Consider the following 15,564-nt stretch of genomic DNA (forward strand, 5'->3'; position numbering starts at 1 on the left):
TCCGGCGGGCTTGCCGCCGGTCGGGGTCGGCCTCAGGGCGTACCCCGTTCAGGGGGCCGGCTGCTCCAGCAGGCGGCCCGAGCGCAGGGGTAGCAGGTCATCGGCGAGATCGATGATGCGCTGGTCGTGGGTGGCGACCAGCACCAGCGTGCCAGCGGCGACCGCGGCGGTCAGCGCGGAGAGGACCAGGGCGACATGCTCGTCGTCCTGGTGGGCGGTCGGCTCGTCGAGCAGCGCCACCGCGGGGTTCAGCACGAGCGTACGGGCCAATGCCGTTCGTTGTTGCTCGCCCAGGGAAGTGTCGTGGGCCGGGCGGGCGGCCAGCGCGTCGAGGCCCAGGCGGGTCAGCAACTCGGGGTCGGGGTCGCGGCCGCGCAGCCGGGCGGGCAGGTGCGCGTTCTCGGCCACCGTCAGCTCGGGGGTGAGGGCAGGACGCTGGGGGAGCAGCGCCACCTGCCCCCAGTCGTGCACTGTCGTGGCCGCCTTGTCCGCGACCGTCACTTCGCCGCGGGTCGGCGCCATGATGCCGGCCACCAGGTGCAGCAGGGTCGACTTGCCGGAGCCGGACCGGCCCGCCAGAACGGCAAGCCGGGCCGGTGGCAGGGCCAGGCTGACCTCGCTCAGCACAGCCGTCGGGCCGCGCTGGTGGGTCACCGCTTCCAGGCGTACGAGATCCGCGGTCGTCACCCCGCCCATCCTGCCCGAACCGGCGGCCGGGCGGAGTCCTCAGCTACCGGCCGGTGGGCGGGCGGGGGTCTCCGCTGTCGGCCCGTCTCCGCTGTCGGCCCGTCTCGGCTGCCGGCCCGTCTCGGCTGCCGGTTCGTCTCGGCTGTCGGCCCGTCTCGGCTGCCGGCTTGTCTCAGCTCCCGGCCGGCGGCGGGGACACCGGGATCGAGGGCCCTCGGCCCGGCCGGGTACGCCACGCGCCGACGGCGATGTCGGCCAGCAGGAACGCCGCCAGGGGGATGCCGAACATCGGCACCACCCAGCCCAGCGCGATCACGGCCGGGACGCCGACCGCGATGGCCCACGGCGGCAGGTTCTGCCAGGCGCCGCGCCGGACCGGGGGAGTGCCGACCAGCGAGCCGCGGCGGGTGGGCCGGCGCTGCCACCACATGCGGTAGCCCCAGACGATGACGCTGAGCAGGCCGATCGCCAGCAGGGCCAGCAGGATCTGGTTGAAGATGCCGAACAGCATGCCCATGTGCGCGCTCACGCCCAGGCTGGTGAGCTTGGCCAGCAACGGGTAGTCGGCGAAATCGCTCCGGTCGACCACGGTGCTGCTCGCCGCGTCGACGGCGATGCTGTCCTTGCGTACGGGAAATTCGGAGTCGTTCTGCGCGACCGTCCAAGCCGTCGCGGCGTCGGCGGGCACGCTCAGCTCGATCGGCCCGTCGAGGCCGTTGTCGCGGGCCACCGTGACCACAGCGTCCACAGTGGTCGGATCGAACGCCACCGCTCCGGACGCGCCGCCATGATGACCACCGCTGGGCGCCTCGACGCCGGTGGCGAGCGACGGCGTCCGCGAATCAAGAGCGTCCAGCGCCGCGCCGAAGTTCTCGCCCGCGTACCGCGACCAGGTCAGCCCGGTGGCCGACAGGAACAGCAGTCCGACGGTCAGCCAGACGCCGGTCGCGGCGTGGAAGCTCCGCGTGCGCCGCACACCCTTGCGAGCAGCCAGATCCGGGGCCAAGAGCTTTTTCGCCGTACGGTTCCCCCGCTGCCGCCGCCACCAGAGCGCCAGCCCGCCGAGCGCGATGATCGCCAGCCAGCTCGCCGCGAATTCGGAGTAGTGCCGCCCGAGGTCGCCCAGCTGCAGGTTGCGGTGGAAGTCGTCGAACCACGTCTTGAGCGGCGTGTAGGAGAACCAGGTGGTGAGCTGGCCCTTCACCTCGGCCGTGTACGGGTCGACGTAGACGGTGTGCTGCCGGTCGTTGGTCAGCTCGGGCACGTTGAAGTCGATCTGCGTGGTGCCGTCGCCCTCGCCGGGCCGGATTGTCGCGATCTCGCCCTCGGGGTGGGACTGGCGGGCCGCCGCCACCTGCTCGGCCAGCGGGCGCGGGGTGCCGTCGGTGCTGGCCACGGTCAGCTCGTTGCTGTAGACGAGGCTGTCGAGCTGCGGCGTGACCGTGTAGGCGAGCCCGGTGAGCGCGGCCACGAACAGGAAAGGCGCCACGAAGATGCCCGCGTAGAAGTGCAGGCGTAAGAGCAGCGCACCGAAGCCGCTGGACTTTCGTTCCGGCCTGGGGGAGGGGGCCGGCTTGACCTGTGTTTCGGGGACGGCGGACATGGGCTCCTCGTTCCGGGGGTCCACGACGACATTGGGGATGGTGCCGTCCTGTGGTCGTCCCCCGGCCCGAGTTAGTTCCCAGCGATCTGTCAGGAGTTGGTGGCGACCTTCCACAGGTTGCCGTCCGGGTCGGCGAAGTAGCCGAAGTAACCGCCCCACTGCGCGGCCTCAGCCGGCTTCACGACAGTGGCGCCGGCCGACTCGGCCCGGGCCATGATCTCGTCGACCTCGGTGCGGTCGGAAACGAGGTGGTGTAAGGAGAATGCGCGGTAGCCGCTGCCTTCCGAGGGCACACCGGCCTCTTGCGCCGCCGTCTCACGGTTGTAGATCGCCAGCGGCGAAGAGCCCTCGCCGAGGCGGAACATAACGAAGCCCGGGTAGTCCTGAATCGGCTCGGCGCCCAGGCCTTTGCCGTAAAAGTCCTTGGCCCGGTCGAAATCCTTCACGGCCAGGACGATCGCGTTCACTGCCAGAGTCACGTCGATTCCTCCGTTCCGGTGTTTCCAGCCAGAGAACCACAACACCGAGCCGCCGTGGGGCATCCATCACGAACGTGGTAGACGGTTCAAGAAGGCCGGTCCAGGTCGCCTTGCGCGTGGCCCGGGGCAGCGGCCATGCGAACGGCACGACCGGCCCGGCCGGCGGTTCTGTTCATGGCGATCCGCCACACCTCGTTGGCGCGGTGGGCGTGGGTCGCTGCGGACGGCCGCATCGACGGCACGGTTCGACCGTGACGGGCCTGGATCGCCCGGCGGGTTGTGCCGGGTTGGCGCGGTGGGCGTGGGCCGGTGTGAGCGGCTGGGTCGGCGGTTTTGGTTCGGGCCGTGACGGGTCCGGATCGCCCGGCGGACTGCGCCGAGTTGGCCCGATGGGCGTCAGCCAGTGTGAACGGGTGGCTCGGAGGTACGGTTCGGACCATGACGGACCCGGAACGCCCGACGGGTTATGCCGACGGCACGCCACTGGACGACGCCGATCGACACCTGGCCGACGCCGACCCTGTCCTGGGCGGCCTGATTCAGCGTCTGGGGCCGCTCTCGACGGTCGAGGCCGGGACCGACTTGTTCGGGTCGCTCATCCTGGCCATTGTCAGTCAGCAGTTCTCGACCCGGGCGGCCCGAGCGATGTACGACCGTGTCCTCGGGCAGTTCGGTGGGCAGGTTCCGTCGCCCGCGGCCCTGCTCGCCGCCGATCCCGACGAACTGCGGGTCACGGCCGGCCTGTCGCACGCCAAGACGCGGGCCATGCGGGCGCTGGCCGAGCACCTGGAGTCGGGCGCGCTGGACCTGGCCACCCTGCCTTCACTGAGCGACGACGAGATCCGCGCACGCCTAACAGCCGTGCCCGGCATCGGCGACTGGACCGCCGGCGTGTTCCTGCTCTTCACCCTTCACCGCCCCGACGTGCTACCCGCCAACGACCTGGGCATCCGCAAGGCGGTGCGCGACCAGTACGGCCTACCCGCCCTGCCCGCGGCCGCAGACGTGACCCGCATGGGCGAGGCCTGGCGCCCCCACCGAACTCGCGCCTCCATGTACCTCTGGCGCAGCCTCGAGACGACCCCCATCCCAGTCGCCGGCTGACGCAGTAGCCGACTCGCCGACCGCCTGCCTGCTTCCCCATCGGCTTTCGAGTGTCGTCCCTGCTTGCCCACGCGCTAGTTCGTCGACGAGGTTCCGTTGTCGTTGTCGTTGTCGTTGTCGTTGTCGTTGTCGTTGTCGCGGCGCTGTCGCTCGTCGGTGTCGCTTGCTGCGCGTTGTTCGTCGACTGTTGCTTGTCGCGTGTTGGTCGTTGCCTGTTGCGCGTTTCCTATCGCTTCCGGCCCTGTGGGTAGTTGTGCGATGGTCGTCGGTTGATGCGCGATCTTTGTCGCCTGCCGCGCGTTGGCCGTCGGGTGTTGCGCGACTGTCGTCGTTGTTGCGCGGCGGCCGTCGCTTGTTGCGCGTGCTTGTCGCTTGCAGCGCGTTGGTCGTTGGTTGTCGTTGGTTGCCTGTTGCTTGCCGCTCACTTCCGCTTGTTGCTCGTTCGGGCTTCCCGGAAGCGGAAGCCCGTCGTCCCGGTGGATGGGCACGTCGGGTGCTTGCCGTCGGTGAGGAGGGCGTCACGACACGCCGGGCACAGCATGTGGTGTTGCGTTCGGTGGTGGCCGTCCATATATGGTGGCTCTCGCAGCTGGTTCGATCATCGTCCTGCGGTGATCGAGGCAAGAGGGAACCCGGTGTGAATCCGGGACTGCCCCGCAGCGGTGAGTGGGAACGACCGCCGTCATACAGCACTGGGCGTTGAACGACGCCTGGGAAGCGACGGCCAGTAGGCCTGGTGCAACGCGCCCACGAGTCCGAAGACCTGCCAGCGCACCGCACGCCGCCGTGGCGTGCGGTGGTCGGAGGCCGCGCGGGACGGCCCACGCCATCAGCCGGCCCGGCTCACGCCGCTGCCGGTGGCGTCCCCCTGCGCGCTTCACGACCTCGCGAAGGCGTGAAAGAGGGGGACATGACGATCACGCAGGCTTCCGTGCCGGAACAGCGCCGGCACGTTATGCGGGTCCGCAAGCGCAACGGCGATCTGGAAACGGTCGACGTCAACAAGATCGTCAAGGCCGTCGAGCGGTGGGTGGCCGACCTCGACGAGGTGGACCCGCTGCGCGTGGCGACCAAGACGATCAGCGGCCTGTACGACGGCGCCACGACGGCGGAGCTCGACAAGCTGTCCATCCAGACGGCGGCCGAACTGATCGGCGAGGAGCCACAGTACTCGAAGCTCGCCGCGCGTCTGCTCGCCGCGTATGTTGATCAGGAAGTGCGCCTGCAAGAAGTGCACAGTTTCAGCCAAGCGATCAGAAACGCGCACTCGCACGGCCTGATCGGCGACGAAACGGCCACTTTCGTGCAGAAAAACGCGCAAGAGTTGGACGAAGCTGTCGATGCCGACGGCGACCTGCGGTTCGAGTACTTCGGACTGCGCACGGTGGCCGACCGTTATCTGCTGCGGCATCCGCAAGCGCGCACTGTCGTCGAGACACCGCAGTACTTCCTGCTGCGCGTGGCGTGCGGTTTGAGTACGACGCCGGCCGAGGCGATCGGCTTCTACCGGCTGATGTCGTCGCTGGCCTACCTGCCCAGCTCGCCGACGCTGTTCAACTCCGGCACCCGGCACACGCAGATGTCGTCGTGCTTCCTGGTCGACTCGCCGCGCGACGAGCTGGACTCCATCTACGAGCGCTACCACCAGGTGGCGAAGCTGTCCAAGTTCTCCGGCGGGATCGGCATCGCGTGGTCGCGGGTGCGTGGCCGGGGCGCGCTCATCCGGGGCACTAACGGCAAGTCGAACGGCATCGTCCCGTTCCTCAAGACGCTCGACGCCGGGGTGGCCGCGGTCAACCAGGGCGGTCGGCGCAAGGGCGCGGCTTGCGTCTATCTCGAGCCGTGGCACCCGGACGTCGAGGAGTTCCTCGAGTTGCGCGACAACACCGGCGAGGAATCACGGCGTACGCACAATTTGAACTTGGCCAACTGGATCCCGGACGAGTTCATGCGCCGCGTCGAGGCCGACGGCGACTGGTCGCTGATCGGCCCGTCCGACGCACCCGAACTGCCGGACCTGTTCGGCGAGGCATTCGATGCCGCCTATCTCAACGCCGAGAAGAAGGCCGTCAAGAAGGTCAAGGCCCGCGACCTGTACGGGCGGATGATGCGCACACTTGCGCAGACCGGCAACGGCTGGATGACGTTCAAGGACCGTTCGAACGCGTTGTCCAACCAGACCGGCGCGCCCGGCAACACGATCCACCTGTCGAACCTGTGCACCGAGATCCTCGAGGTGAACAGCGACGACGAGACGGCCGTGTGCAACCTCGGCTCGATCAACCTGGGCGCGCACGTCACCGCCGACGGCGTCGACTGGACGAAGTTGCGCGAAACTGTCCGTACGGCGGTCGTCTTCCTCGACCGCGTCATCGACATCAACTTCTACCCGTCCGCGCAGGCGGCCGCGTCCAACCCGCGCTGGCGGCCGGTCGGCTTGGGGCTGATGGGCCTGCAAGATGCCTTCTTCACGCTGCGGCTGCCGTTCGACTCCGACCAGGCGCGTGAGCTGTCCACCCGCGTCCAGGAAGAGATCTTCCTGACCGCGCTCGAGGTGTCGGCCGACCTCGCCGAAAAGTTCGGACCGCACCCCGCGTACGCCGAAACGCGCGCGGCGAACGGCGATCTTCACCCGGATCTGTGGGGAGCGACGCCTGCGCAAACCGAACGATGGACGAACGTGCGCGATCGTGCACGAACGAGCGGTCTGCGCAACTCGTTGCTCGTCGCGATCGCCCCGACGGCCACCATCGCGTCGATCGCCGGCTGCTACGAATGCATCGAGCCGCAGGTGTCCAACCTGTTCAAGCGCGAGACCATGTCCGGCGAGTTCCTGCAGATCAACACCTATCTCGTACGCGAGCTGAAGGCGCGCGGCCTGTGGACGGGGGCCATCCGCGAGCAGATCAAGCGGGCCGAAGGCTCAGTGCAGGGCATCGCCGAACTGCCCGACGACGTGCGCGAACTGTTCCGCACGGCGTGGGAACTGCCGCAGAAGGCATTGATCGATCTGGCCGCAGCGCGTGCGCCCTTCATCGATCAGTCACAGTCGCTCAACTTGTTTCTGAGTGCGCCCACCATCGGCAAGCTGTCGTCGATGTACCTGTACGCCTGGAAGGCCGGCCTGAAGACGTCGTACTACCTGCGCTCACGCCCCGCCACGCGCATCCAGCAAGCGACCGTCTCCGTCGCCCCGACAACCGCCGCCACCCCGGCGACGGCCACCGCCGGCACGCCGACGTCCCCGTCCGCCGAGCCACCGACGACGGCTGCCGCCGGTGTGGTGACGACGGTTACCGGTGGTGCGTTGATGTCGCCGTCCGCCAGTACGCCGACGACGGTCGCCGCCGGTGCGCCGACGTTGCCGTTCACAGGCGCGCGGACGACGGTTACCGCCGGTGCGCCGACGTCGCTCACGGCCAGCTCGTCGGTGGCGGCGGTCGGTGGGCTCAACTCGCTGCCGACAGTGGGTGTAATGAGCGACGCCGAAGCGCTTGCCTGCTCCTTGGAAAACCCTGAGACCTGCGAGGCCTGCCAGTGACCACCGTTCCCGAACCGCGCGTTGCCGTTGAGCGTCGGATGTTGCTCGATCCCGGTATGGATCTCACGTTGCGGCCTATGCGCTATCCGCAGTTCTTCGACCGGTTCAAGGACGCGATCAAGAACACCTGGACGGTCGAGGAGGTCGACCTGCACTCGGACCTCGCTGATCTGGCCAAGCTGTCGCCGGCTGAGCAGCACCTGGTGAGCAGGCTGGTCGCGTTCTTCGCCACCGGGGACACGATCGTGGCCAACAACCTGGTGCTCAATCTCTATCAGCACGTCAACTCGCCCGAGGGCCGGCTGTACCTGTCGCGGCAGTTGTTCGAGGAGGCTGTGCATGTCCAGTTCTATTTGAACCTGCTCGACACGTACGTTCCGAACGAAGACGAACGGTTTGCGGCGTTCGCGGCCGTCGAGAACATTCCGTCGATCGCGCGTAAGGCCGAGTTCTGCTTCAAGTGGATCGACTCGATCTATGAGATGCGCGAGCTCAAGACGCGGGAGGACCGTCGGACATTCCTGCTCAACGTGATCTGTTTCGCCGCGTGCATCGAAGGGCTGTTCTTCTACGGCGCTTTCGCGTACGTGTATTTCCTGCGCTCGCGTGGGCTGCTGAACGGGCTTGCGTCGGGCACCAACTGGGTCTTCCGCGACGAGAGCATGCACATGGCGTTCGCCTTCGACGTGGTCGACACCGTCCGCCAGGAGGAACCCGACCTGTTCGACGCCGAGATGGAGCGGCAGGTCCGGGACATGCTGTCCGAGGCCGTCGAGTGTGAGGTGCAGTTCGCCGCGGACATCCTCGAGCAAGGTGTGTCCGGTCTGTCGTTGAGCGATATGCGCGAGTACTTGCAACATGTGGCCGATCGCCGACTGCAAGCGCTCGGTATCGCGCAACTCTATGGCAGCAGGAACCCGTTCGCCTTCATGGAGCTGCAGGACGTCCAGGAGCTTTCGAACTTCTTCGAGCGCCGCGTCTCGGCCTACCAGGTCGGCGTGACCGGAACCGTCAGCTTCGACGACGACTTCTGACGGGTGGGGATGACTGACCGTCGGCTCACCGGTCGCGTCGCCGCCCTGATGCGCGCCGGTGGCTGGCGGCAGGTCACCGTGACCGCCGCTATGGGCCACCTTGGGACAGATGTAGTCGCGGTCGGCGTGGACGGCCGGCGGTGGCTGCTGCGCTGCCACCACGATCCGGCCCGGCTCACCCCGGCCGACGTCCATCGCTTCGCCGACAGTGCCCGGCGGATGCGCCGCGCCGAGGTCACCATGCTGGTGCTCGGCACGGACTCGCCCAGCCCGCTGCTGGAGGCGGCCGCTCAGGCCGGTGTCACGCTCGTCGACGCCGGCAGCCTGTCCTGGTGGGCCGCTCAGCAGCGTTAACCCTGACGGCCGGACCGCGACGGCTCGCGTCGGCTTGGCGGCGTGCATCGAGCCTGGCGGCCGCGGTTAGTGGTTGAGCATCCGTTGCCAGTGTCGGCGGCGGACTGCGTCTGGCGTCAGTATGCAGTCGCCGCAGGTGCCGCCGCCGGGGAGGCGGTAGTAGAGGCAGCAGTTGTTGCGGACCAGGAACCAGCGGGCCCGTCGTGGATCGGGGCGCTCGAGCGAGGCGGTGCCGGTCAAGGGGCCCCGCGCCAGCATCCCGGCGACGATTGCCGCGCTCGCCCCGGCCGCGGCCGGGGCGGTCACGTGGTCGGCGATCATTCCGGCCGCACCGCCGAGTGCTGACGCCACATTGCCCCACATCACCTGTGGGGACAGGACGAAGCGCTCGCGGAACGCCTCCAGCACCGGGCCTACGAGGTTGCTGACCGCGGTTCGGGAAAGAAGCTCGGCTGCGTCCATCTGTTCGGTGGCGCCGACGGGCGTGGTCGGCAGTATCGGATTGCCTATGGCTGGCTGTCTGTTTGCGCCGGGAATGATGGCTGCGGCGGCCTTTTCGGTTGCGCGCGGTCGGTTGCCTGCACCTCCCGGCCGGGGCACGCCCGGAAGGTCGGCTGGGGCGAACTGTCCGGTTGCGGGTGGTCGGTCATCTGCCGCTCCCGGCGCGGGCACGCCGGGGACGTTGGTTGCGGCGACCTGTCCGGTTGCGCGCGGATGATCGTCTGCGGCTCCCGGCCCGGCCACGCTGGGAAGGGTGTGGGCGTAGGCCTGTTCGGTTGCAGTCGGTTGATCGTCTGCGGCTCCCGGCCTGGGCACGCCGGGAAGGTTGGTTGCGGCGGGCGGCCCGGTGGTGGGCGCTTGGTCGTTCGCGGGCCGGCCGACCTCGGAGGCTGCGGCTGGGAGTCTGATTGCGCTCAGATGCTCGTACGCGATAGGCATCGGGCCGGTTTCGGTGGGACGCCACCACAGGTGGTCCGGAGTGGCCAGGGGAACCACTCGCGTGAGGGCGGCGGCGGCCAGCAACGGTGAGAGCAGGCGCGAGGCCAAGCCCAGGAAGACCGTGGAGGCGACCACCCGTTCGTCGATCTCGTCGCTGCTCCGGCCCGACATGCGCATGAGCACACGTTGGCCGGCCCGGACCCGCTCGGCCACCACGGAAGGCTCGAGCAGGTCGGCGAAGGGGCGCCATCCGGCGTCGGCGTCCCTGGGCTGCCAGGCGAAGTAAGGCCCGAGCTCGGCCGCCGCCTCCAACGCCGTACGGGCGTCGACCTCGGAACTCGGCACGGCGTCCACTCTATGACCGGCCGGGGGCCGGTATGACGGACAGGTCGAGCATCGGCGGGATGTCCGCGGTGCCGGGGCCGCCGGCTCGGACCCAGGCGATCAGGTCCTGCTCGATGGCGGGGCTGAGCACCAGGCCGAACCACACGGGCGTGGCGCCCTGCCGCCGCGCTGTGGGTGTGGGATGCACGACCATGACGTTGGCCTCGGCGCAGACGTCCAGGCACTGGCTGCGGCGTACGCGATGGTCCGGAGCCAAGGCGGCGCCCAAGCGTTCGAGCTGGGCGTCGTGGTCGAGCGACGGATGCTTGAGCGCGTTGCCGCAGCAGCAGTCGCGGCACACGGTCACCGTGCAGCCCTCGGCGGTCTCGCTCACGTGTCTCCCTGCAGTTGAAGGTGAAGATCCCTACGGTAGCCAGCGCGGAACCAACGAGGCCGGCGCACCGACTACCCGGGCATGGAGAACAGGGAGTACGGGCCGGCGGCGCGCACTCGCTTCTGCCACGCTCGGCGCCGGCGGCAGGACGTCGTGCCCCGGAGCACGCTCACCGTGCGGCACGGTCCCAGCGGCCTGCTTCTCGTACGTACGCACGCGAACGTGGCCCCACCTGAGCGCTCGCGCCGAGGCCTCCTCGCTGTCGTGGCCTGCCTGAGCGTTGTGCTCACCGCCGCGACACTGCTCCTGACCGGCGCGTACATCACGCCGACGAAAGCGAAAGGCCCTTGCCCCGTACGGACGTCGACCGCCGCCTATGCCGGTGGTCGGCAGTTGCTCGTCCGGGCCGAGCCGGTGCGCAACGGCACCGCGCTGCTGCATCTCTGCGCGGGGGAGGCGCTGGGCCCGGTCCGCTCGTGGACCGTCGTCGCTGGACCGGGGCAGCCGGTCGTGGCCCAGGTGCTTTCGCCGGCCCTGGCCTTGGCCGCGGTGCCCTTGGTGCCGGGCCGGCGCACCGATTTCACCGTTGTGGCGCACACCGGAACCGGACCACCGCTGACCTTCACTGCTCGCGTCACCTCTTGAGCCTTGTTGCCAGGACTTGGCAACTACGGAATGATGGCCTCAGGAACGGGTGTTGCGTGGCCGTGACCCGGCGTTCCGGCTGTGAGGGCGCCCTGGGGCGATGATCCACGAACCGGGGCGCCCATCAGCGTCGCCAGCTGACCAGGTCGTCGATCGGTTTGCGGCGCTTGGCGAGTTTGGCGGTGGGTACAGCCGGGTCGTCGGCTGGGTAGCCGAGCGTGATGACTCCGGCGACGGCGACATCGTCGGGCAGGCCGGCCGCCGCGGCCAGGGCGGCCAGTTCCTCGGGCGGGGCGGGGCTGTAGAAACCGCTGGCCAGGCCCTCATTGGCCGCGGCCAGTTGCAGCAGCGTGAACAGGGCGCCGGAGTCGAACCACCAGAACGGGACGGGCCATGGGATCTCCTCGCCGTCGTCTTCCAGCTTGTCGGTCTCGGTGTAGCGCTCGTGGTAGGACTGCTCGCGGATGCCGAGGACGATCTGCACCGGGGCCTGCGAGATCCACGGCTCGAAGCCGTTGGCCAGATACCAGGGTTCGGCCACGGCGGCCAGCGCCGCCCGTACGGCCGGGTCGGTGACTACGACCAGGCGGTGGCCCTGGCTGAAACCGGCGCTGGGGGCGCGGTGCACGACCTTGACGACGCGTTCGAGCACATCGTCCGGCACGGTGTCGGTGCGGTAGTTGCGAACCATGCGCCGGCCGCGCAGCACCTCGCGGAATTTCATCAGGCCCGCCCGGTGATCAGGTACTGCATCTGGACCTCGTGGCCGGGCGCGACCCCGTACTTCTCGTCCAGCGCATGGATGGCAGTCAGCGGAGTGACGGTGACATCGGCCAGGCCTGCTCGGGAGAGGACCACGGCGGTCTGGTTGATGTCGGTGGCCTGCGCGAGCGGCAAGGCCTCCCACACCGAGGCGTCATAGAAGGGTTGCAGGCCGTCCGGGAACCAGGTGCTGTCGACCACGGCGATCGTGCCGCCGGGGCGCAGCAGACGGATCCAGTTCTTCACGGCCAGATCGGGGTCGCGCAGCGTCCACATGACGTATCGGCCGGTCACCGCCTCGAGACTGCCGTCGGCGAACGCGGGCTCGACGGCGTCACCGAGGCGAAAATCGACGTTCCCGTACGAGGAACGGGCCTGTTCGAGCATGCCGGGGGCCAGGTCGATGCCCGTGACCCGGTGCCCGAGCCCGGCCAGGATCGAGGCGACCTGGCCGCTGCCGGTGCCGACGTCAAGAACGTCCAGGGGTGCAGCCGGGAGGGCGCCGGCCCACACATTCGACCAGGCCTCGATGTCGTCGCCCAGCCGGTCGGGCTGCAGCTGATATTCGGCGTAGCTGGGGGCGCGGCCGGTCCAGTAGTCGTTGATCTGGTTCTGGGCAGTCATGCGGCCTCCTCGTGGAATGGGTGGAACAGCAGGTGCAGATGGCCGTCGAGGTCGAGGCGCTTGATGCCGATGCCGTAGACGGGTTCGAGGATCACCGGATCGAGCACCTCGTCGACCGGCCCCGCCGCCGCGACCCCGCCCGAGCCGAGCAGCACGAGGTCGTCGCAGTAGCGGGCGGCCAGGTTGAGGTCGTGCAGCACCACGACCGAGCAGGTGCCGAGCCCGCGGACCAGGCCCAGAACCTCGTGCTGGTAGCGGATGTCGAGGTGGTTGGTGGGCTCGTCGAGCAGCAGATGGGTGGCCTGCTGAGCGAGAGCACGGGCGATGAGCACGCGTTGGCGTTCGCCGCCGGACAGGCCGCTGAACGGGCGCGGTCCGAGGTGGGTGGCGCCGACGCGGGCCAGGCAGCGGGCGGCGATCTCGTGATCGTCGCGGCTCGTGCGCTGGAACGTCGACAGGTGCGGCCCGCGGCCGAGCAGCACCATCTCGGCCACTGTGAGCGCCGTTTCGCCGCCGGTCTCCTGCACCACCACGGCCATGCGCAGCGCGGACTCGCGCGGCGTCAACGACCGCAGCGGGTCGTCGTCGACCGTGACCGCGCCGGTGGGGCTGCGCAAGGCGCCGTAGAGCAGCCGTAGCAGGGTGGTCTTGCCGCTGCCGTTGGGACCGATGAGCCCGAGCACGCGACCCGGCCGGGCGGTCACGCTGACGCCGTCGATCACCGGGCTGGCCCCGTAGCGCCACGAGACTCCGGAGGCGCTGATCACGAAGCGAACCGGGAAGCGATCCGCTCGAGGCCGTCGACCGACAGCGGCGACGGGGGCTCGGTGAAGTTGAACAGCTGGGTCAGGATCTGCTTGTTCTGCACGGCTTTGAGTTTTTCGGCTCCGGGCAGGCTGGTGACCGCCTGCTCGACTTTCGCCGGGTCGCCGTCGCCGTAGAGCAGGATCAGCACGTCGGGGTTGCGGCCGAGCAGCTCCTCGAGCGTCACTTCGAAGACGCGCTCCTTGCTCTCGCCGAACACGTTGGTGAACCCGGCCGCCTCGAGCTGCGGGTGCGCCATGCTGGTCGACCCGTACGCGTAGGTGACGCCGCCGCCGACCGTCGGGTAGAGCACCGCCGCCGTACGCCCATCGCCAACCTTTTCAACCTTGCCGACGCGCTCCTTCAGTTCGGCGGCGGCGGTGGTCGCCTGCTCAGGCTTCGAGAAGACCCTTCCGTACGTGTCGAGCTGGCGGTAGATGTCGTCGAAGCTCGGCACTGACGTGTTGTTCGCGCACATGGCGGGCTCTTCGAGCAGCGGAATGTCGACGGCCGAAAGGGTGTCGCGGGACAGGTTGTCGACTTCGCCGAACACGAGGTCGGGCTGCTGGCTGATCACGACCTCTTTGGAGATCTGCAGGTGGCCGCTGGTGTCGGTCTTGTCGGTGAGCAGCGGGATCTTGTCGAGTGCGGCCAACGTCGCGTCGTCGTAGTACTCCTTCGGGTACTGCCCGGCGCGGGCGGTCACGCGGTCGAGTACGCCGAGGTCGTGCAGGTAGGGCACGGCGGCGCTCTTGAGCAGCACGGTCCGTTCGGGGGCCTTGTCGAAGGTGACGTCGACGCCGCAGTTCTTGACCGTCAGCGGGTAGCCGGCGCCGGCCTCACTGGCGGCGCCGTCATCGGTGGCCCCGCACCCGGCGGCGACCAGCAGAACAGCGGACAGGACGGCGATCTTCTTCATGCGGTGCCTCCGTGCAGCCGGCGGATGAGGACGAGCAGGAACGGGGCGCCGAGCAGCGCGGTGATGATGCCGATGGGGATCTCTTGCGGGGCGAGTAGCACGCGCGCGATCACGTCGGCCCAGACGAGCAGGATCGCGCCGAGCAGGGCGGCGACCGGCACCACGCGTACGTGCGGGGCGCCGACGAGGCGGCGGGCCAGATGCGGCACGACGAGCCCGACGAAGCCGATGCTGCCCGCCGCGGAGACGAGCACGCCGACGCAGAGCGAGACGATGACCAGCAGCCGGATCCGGAACCGGTCGGGGTTCACGCCGAGGGTGTGGGCGGTCTCGTCGCCGACCGCCAGGGCGTCGAGCCGCCGGCCGGACACGGTCAGATAGATCGCCGTACCGCCGATGACGGCTGCCGCTATCAGCAGCAACGCGTCCCAGTGGGCCAGGCCGAGCGACCCGAGCAGCCAGAAGATCACCGAGCGGGCGCCCTCGGCCGAGCCCGAGGCGAAGATGAGGAAGCTGGTGGTGGCGTAGAGGGCGTAGCCGACGGCGACCCCGGCCAGCAGCAGCCGGATCGAGGTGACCCGGCCGCCGCTGCGCGCGATGAGGAACACCAGCAGGGAGGCGGCCAGCGCTCCGAGGAAGGCGCTGGCCGACAACGCGTACTGGCCGAAGCCGGCACCCGCCCCGAAGAGGATGGCCGCCGCGGCGCCGCTGGAGGCGCCGGAGTTGATGCCCAGCAGGTAAGGGTCGGCGAGCACGTTGCGGACCATGGCTTGCAGGGCGACACCGCAGACGGCGAGCCCCGCGCCGACCAGCATGCCGAGCAGCACGCGCGGGAACCGCACCTGCCAGACGATCGCTTCCTGTGGTGGCGCCCAGTTCACTTCGCCGAGGCCGAACAGCTGGTGGGCGAGGATGCGGGCCACGGAGGCCGGGCCGATCGCGATCGCCCCCGTGCCGACCGCGATCACCCCGGTGACTGCCAGCCCGGCAGCCAGCACCGTCACCCAGAACGTCGTGCGGCGGCGCTGAGCGCGCAGCCCGAGCACGTCGTGCACTGCCACCCCTTTGTTGTTGCAAGTTATTGGCAACAACCTAGCAAGGCGATCACTGTAGTGACAGTGGCGAAAGTCATCGCCTGCTCAGGGCGGCCCAGTTGATCAGGGGCCTATGGGTTGTGGGGGCGGACGATTCCGGCGTCGTACGCGTAGACGATGGCGGCGGCGCGGTCGCGGGCGCCGAGCTTGGTGAAGAGGGTGCCGACGTGGGTCTTGACGGTGGTCTCGGCCAGCACCAGGCGGTCGGCGATCTCGCGGTTGGAGGCGCCGCGGGCCATCAGGCGCAGCACGTCGAG

General features: G+C 69.2%; 17 protein-coding genes and 1 riboswitch. Of the genes, 5 read left to right on the forward strand and 12 right to left on the reverse strand.

The annotated features are described in order from the left end of the window. Positions 1-48 precede the first annotated feature (48 nt). From OWR29_RS34805 to OWR29_RS34815, 3 genes are all read right to left on the reverse strand, one after another. The gene (locus tag OWR29_RS34805) at positions 49-687 is read right to left on the reverse strand and encodes an ATP-binding cassette domain-containing protein (protein ID WP_267567708.1); all 639 of its coding nucleotides are present in this window, start codon (positions 685-687) and stop codon (positions 49-51) included. 172 nt (positions 688-859) lie between these two features. Further along, the gene (locus tag OWR29_RS34810; RefSeq protein WP_267567710.1) at positions 860-2,290 is read right to left on the reverse strand and encodes a PepSY-associated TM helix domain-containing protein; all 1,431 of its coding nucleotides are present in this window, start codon (positions 2,288-2,290) and stop codon (positions 860-862) included. 89 nt (positions 2,291-2,379) lie between these two features. Beyond that, on the reverse strand, positions 2,380-2,769 hold the full coding sequence (locus tag OWR29_RS34815; protein WP_267567711.1) for a VOC family protein: 390 nt from the start codon (positions 2,767-2,769) through the stop codon (positions 2,380-2,382). A gap of 438 nt (positions 2,770-3,207) precedes the next feature. On the opposite strand from OWR29_RS34815, the gene OWR29_RS34820 reads away from it, so the two are divergent. After that, entirely contained in the window at positions 3,208-3,873 is a 666-nt protein-coding gene (locus OWR29_RS34820) for a DNA-3-methyladenine glycosylase family protein (protein ID WP_267567713.1), read from the forward strand. A 74-nt stretch (positions 3,874-3,947) separates the two neighbouring features. Here the strand turns inward: OWR29_RS34820 and OWR29_RS34825 are convergent, their stop codons facing one another. After that, the gene (locus OWR29_RS34825) at positions 3,948-4,361 is read right to left on the reverse strand and encodes a hypothetical protein (RefSeq protein ID WP_267567715.1); all 414 of its coding nucleotides are present in this window, start codon (positions 4,359-4,361) and stop codon (positions 3,948-3,950) included. A gap of 85 nt (positions 4,362-4,446) precedes the next feature. Beyond that, a riboswitch (cobalamin riboswitch) is annotated at positions 4,447-4,658 on the forward strand. Between the two features lie 125 nt (positions 4,659-4,783). Between OWR29_RS34825 and OWR29_RS34830 the strand changes: the two genes are divergently transcribed. Genes OWR29_RS34830 through OWR29_RS34840 form a run of 3 tightly spaced genes read left to right on the forward strand, consistent with a single transcriptional unit; the run spans position 4,784 to position 8,802 of the window. Then, a complete protein-coding gene (locus tag OWR29_RS34830) occupies positions 4,784-7,414 on the forward strand; it encodes a ribonucleoside-diphosphate reductase subunit alpha (RefSeq protein WP_438872698.1) in 2,631 nt (876 codons plus the stop codon). Between the two features lie 38 nt (positions 7,415-7,452). After that, positions 7,453-8,448 carry a ribonucleotide-diphosphate reductase subunit beta gene (locus OWR29_RS34835; RefSeq protein WP_267567717.1) on the forward strand — a complete coding sequence of 332 codons (996 nt, stop codon included), beginning with the start codon at positions 7,453-7,455 and terminating at the stop codon, positions 8,446-8,448. Positions 8,449-8,457: 9 nt separating this feature from the next. Then, a complete protein-coding gene (locus OWR29_RS34840; protein WP_267567718.1) occupies positions 8,458-8,802 on the forward strand; it encodes a restriction endonuclease in 345 nt (114 codons plus the stop codon). A 66-nt stretch (positions 8,803-8,868) separates the two neighbouring features. On the opposite strand, the gene OWR29_RS34845 is transcribed toward OWR29_RS34840, so the two are convergent. Next, positions 8,869-10,086 carry a (2Fe-2S)-binding protein gene (locus OWR29_RS34845; RefSeq protein ID WP_267567720.1) on the reverse strand — a complete coding sequence of 406 codons (1,218 nt, stop codon included), beginning with the start codon at positions 10,084-10,086 and terminating at the stop codon, positions 8,869-8,871. Between the two features lie 10 nt (positions 10,087-10,096). Continuing rightward, entirely contained in the window at positions 10,097-10,432 is a 336-nt protein-coding gene (locus tag OWR29_RS34850; RefSeq protein ID WP_267567832.1) for a hypothetical protein, read from the reverse strand. Between the two features lie 108 nt (positions 10,433-10,540). Here OWR29_RS34850 and OWR29_RS34855 point away from each other — a divergent pair, with 108 nt between their 5' ends. After that, positions 10,541-11,104, forward strand: a complete 564-nt coding sequence (locus OWR29_RS34855) for a hypothetical protein (protein ID WP_267567722.1) — start codon at positions 10,541-10,543, stop codon at positions 11,102-11,104. Positions 11,105-11,228: 124 nt separating this feature from the next. Here OWR29_RS34855 and OWR29_RS34860 read toward each other — a convergent pair whose 3' ends face one another. The 6 genes from OWR29_RS34860 to OWR29_RS34885 all read right to left on the reverse strand — a co-directional run bounded on the left by OWR29_RS34860 (position 11,229) and on the right by OWR29_RS34885 (position 15,558). Next, positions 11,229-11,828, reverse strand: a complete 600-nt coding sequence (locus tag OWR29_RS34860) for a nitroreductase family protein (RefSeq protein WP_267567723.1) — start codon at positions 11,826-11,828, stop codon at positions 11,229-11,231. After that, positions 11,828-12,490 carry a class I SAM-dependent methyltransferase gene (locus OWR29_RS34865; RefSeq protein WP_267567725.1) on the reverse strand — a complete coding sequence of 221 codons (663 nt, stop codon included), beginning with the start codon at positions 12,488-12,490 and terminating at the stop codon, positions 11,828-11,830. Before OWR29_RS34865 ends, OWR29_RS34860 begins: the two co-directional genes overlap by 1 nt. Beyond that, positions 12,487-13,257 carry an ABC transporter ATP-binding protein gene (locus tag OWR29_RS34870; protein ID WP_267567727.1) on the reverse strand — a complete coding sequence of 257 codons (771 nt, stop codon included), beginning with the start codon at positions 13,255-13,257 and terminating at the stop codon, positions 12,487-12,489. Before OWR29_RS34870 ends, OWR29_RS34865 begins: the two co-directional genes overlap by 4 nt. Then, positions 13,254-14,213, reverse strand: a complete 960-nt coding sequence (locus OWR29_RS34875) for an ABC transporter substrate-binding protein (RefSeq protein ID WP_267567729.1) — start codon at positions 14,211-14,213, stop codon at positions 13,254-13,256. Before OWR29_RS34875 ends, OWR29_RS34870 begins: the two co-directional genes overlap by 4 nt. Next, complete coding sequence (locus tag OWR29_RS34880) at positions 14,210-15,268, reverse strand: FecCD family ABC transporter permease (protein WP_267567730.1); 1,059 nt, start codon at positions 15,266-15,268, stop codon at positions 14,210-14,212. Before OWR29_RS34880 ends, OWR29_RS34875 begins: the two co-directional genes overlap by 4 nt. A gap of 110 nt (positions 15,269-15,378) precedes the next feature. Next, positions 15,379-15,558, reverse strand: a complete 180-nt coding sequence (locus OWR29_RS34885) for a response regulator transcription factor (RefSeq protein WP_438872699.1) — start codon at positions 15,556-15,558, stop codon at positions 15,379-15,381. Between the last annotated feature and the right edge of the window lie 6 nt (positions 15,559-15,564).

Origin of the sequence: Paractinoplanes pyxinae (assembly GCF_026626335.1) — a bacterium.
Taxonomy (GTDB): Bacteria; Actinomycetota; Actinomycetes; order Mycobacteriales; family Micromonosporaceae; genus Actinoplanes; species Actinoplanes pyxinae.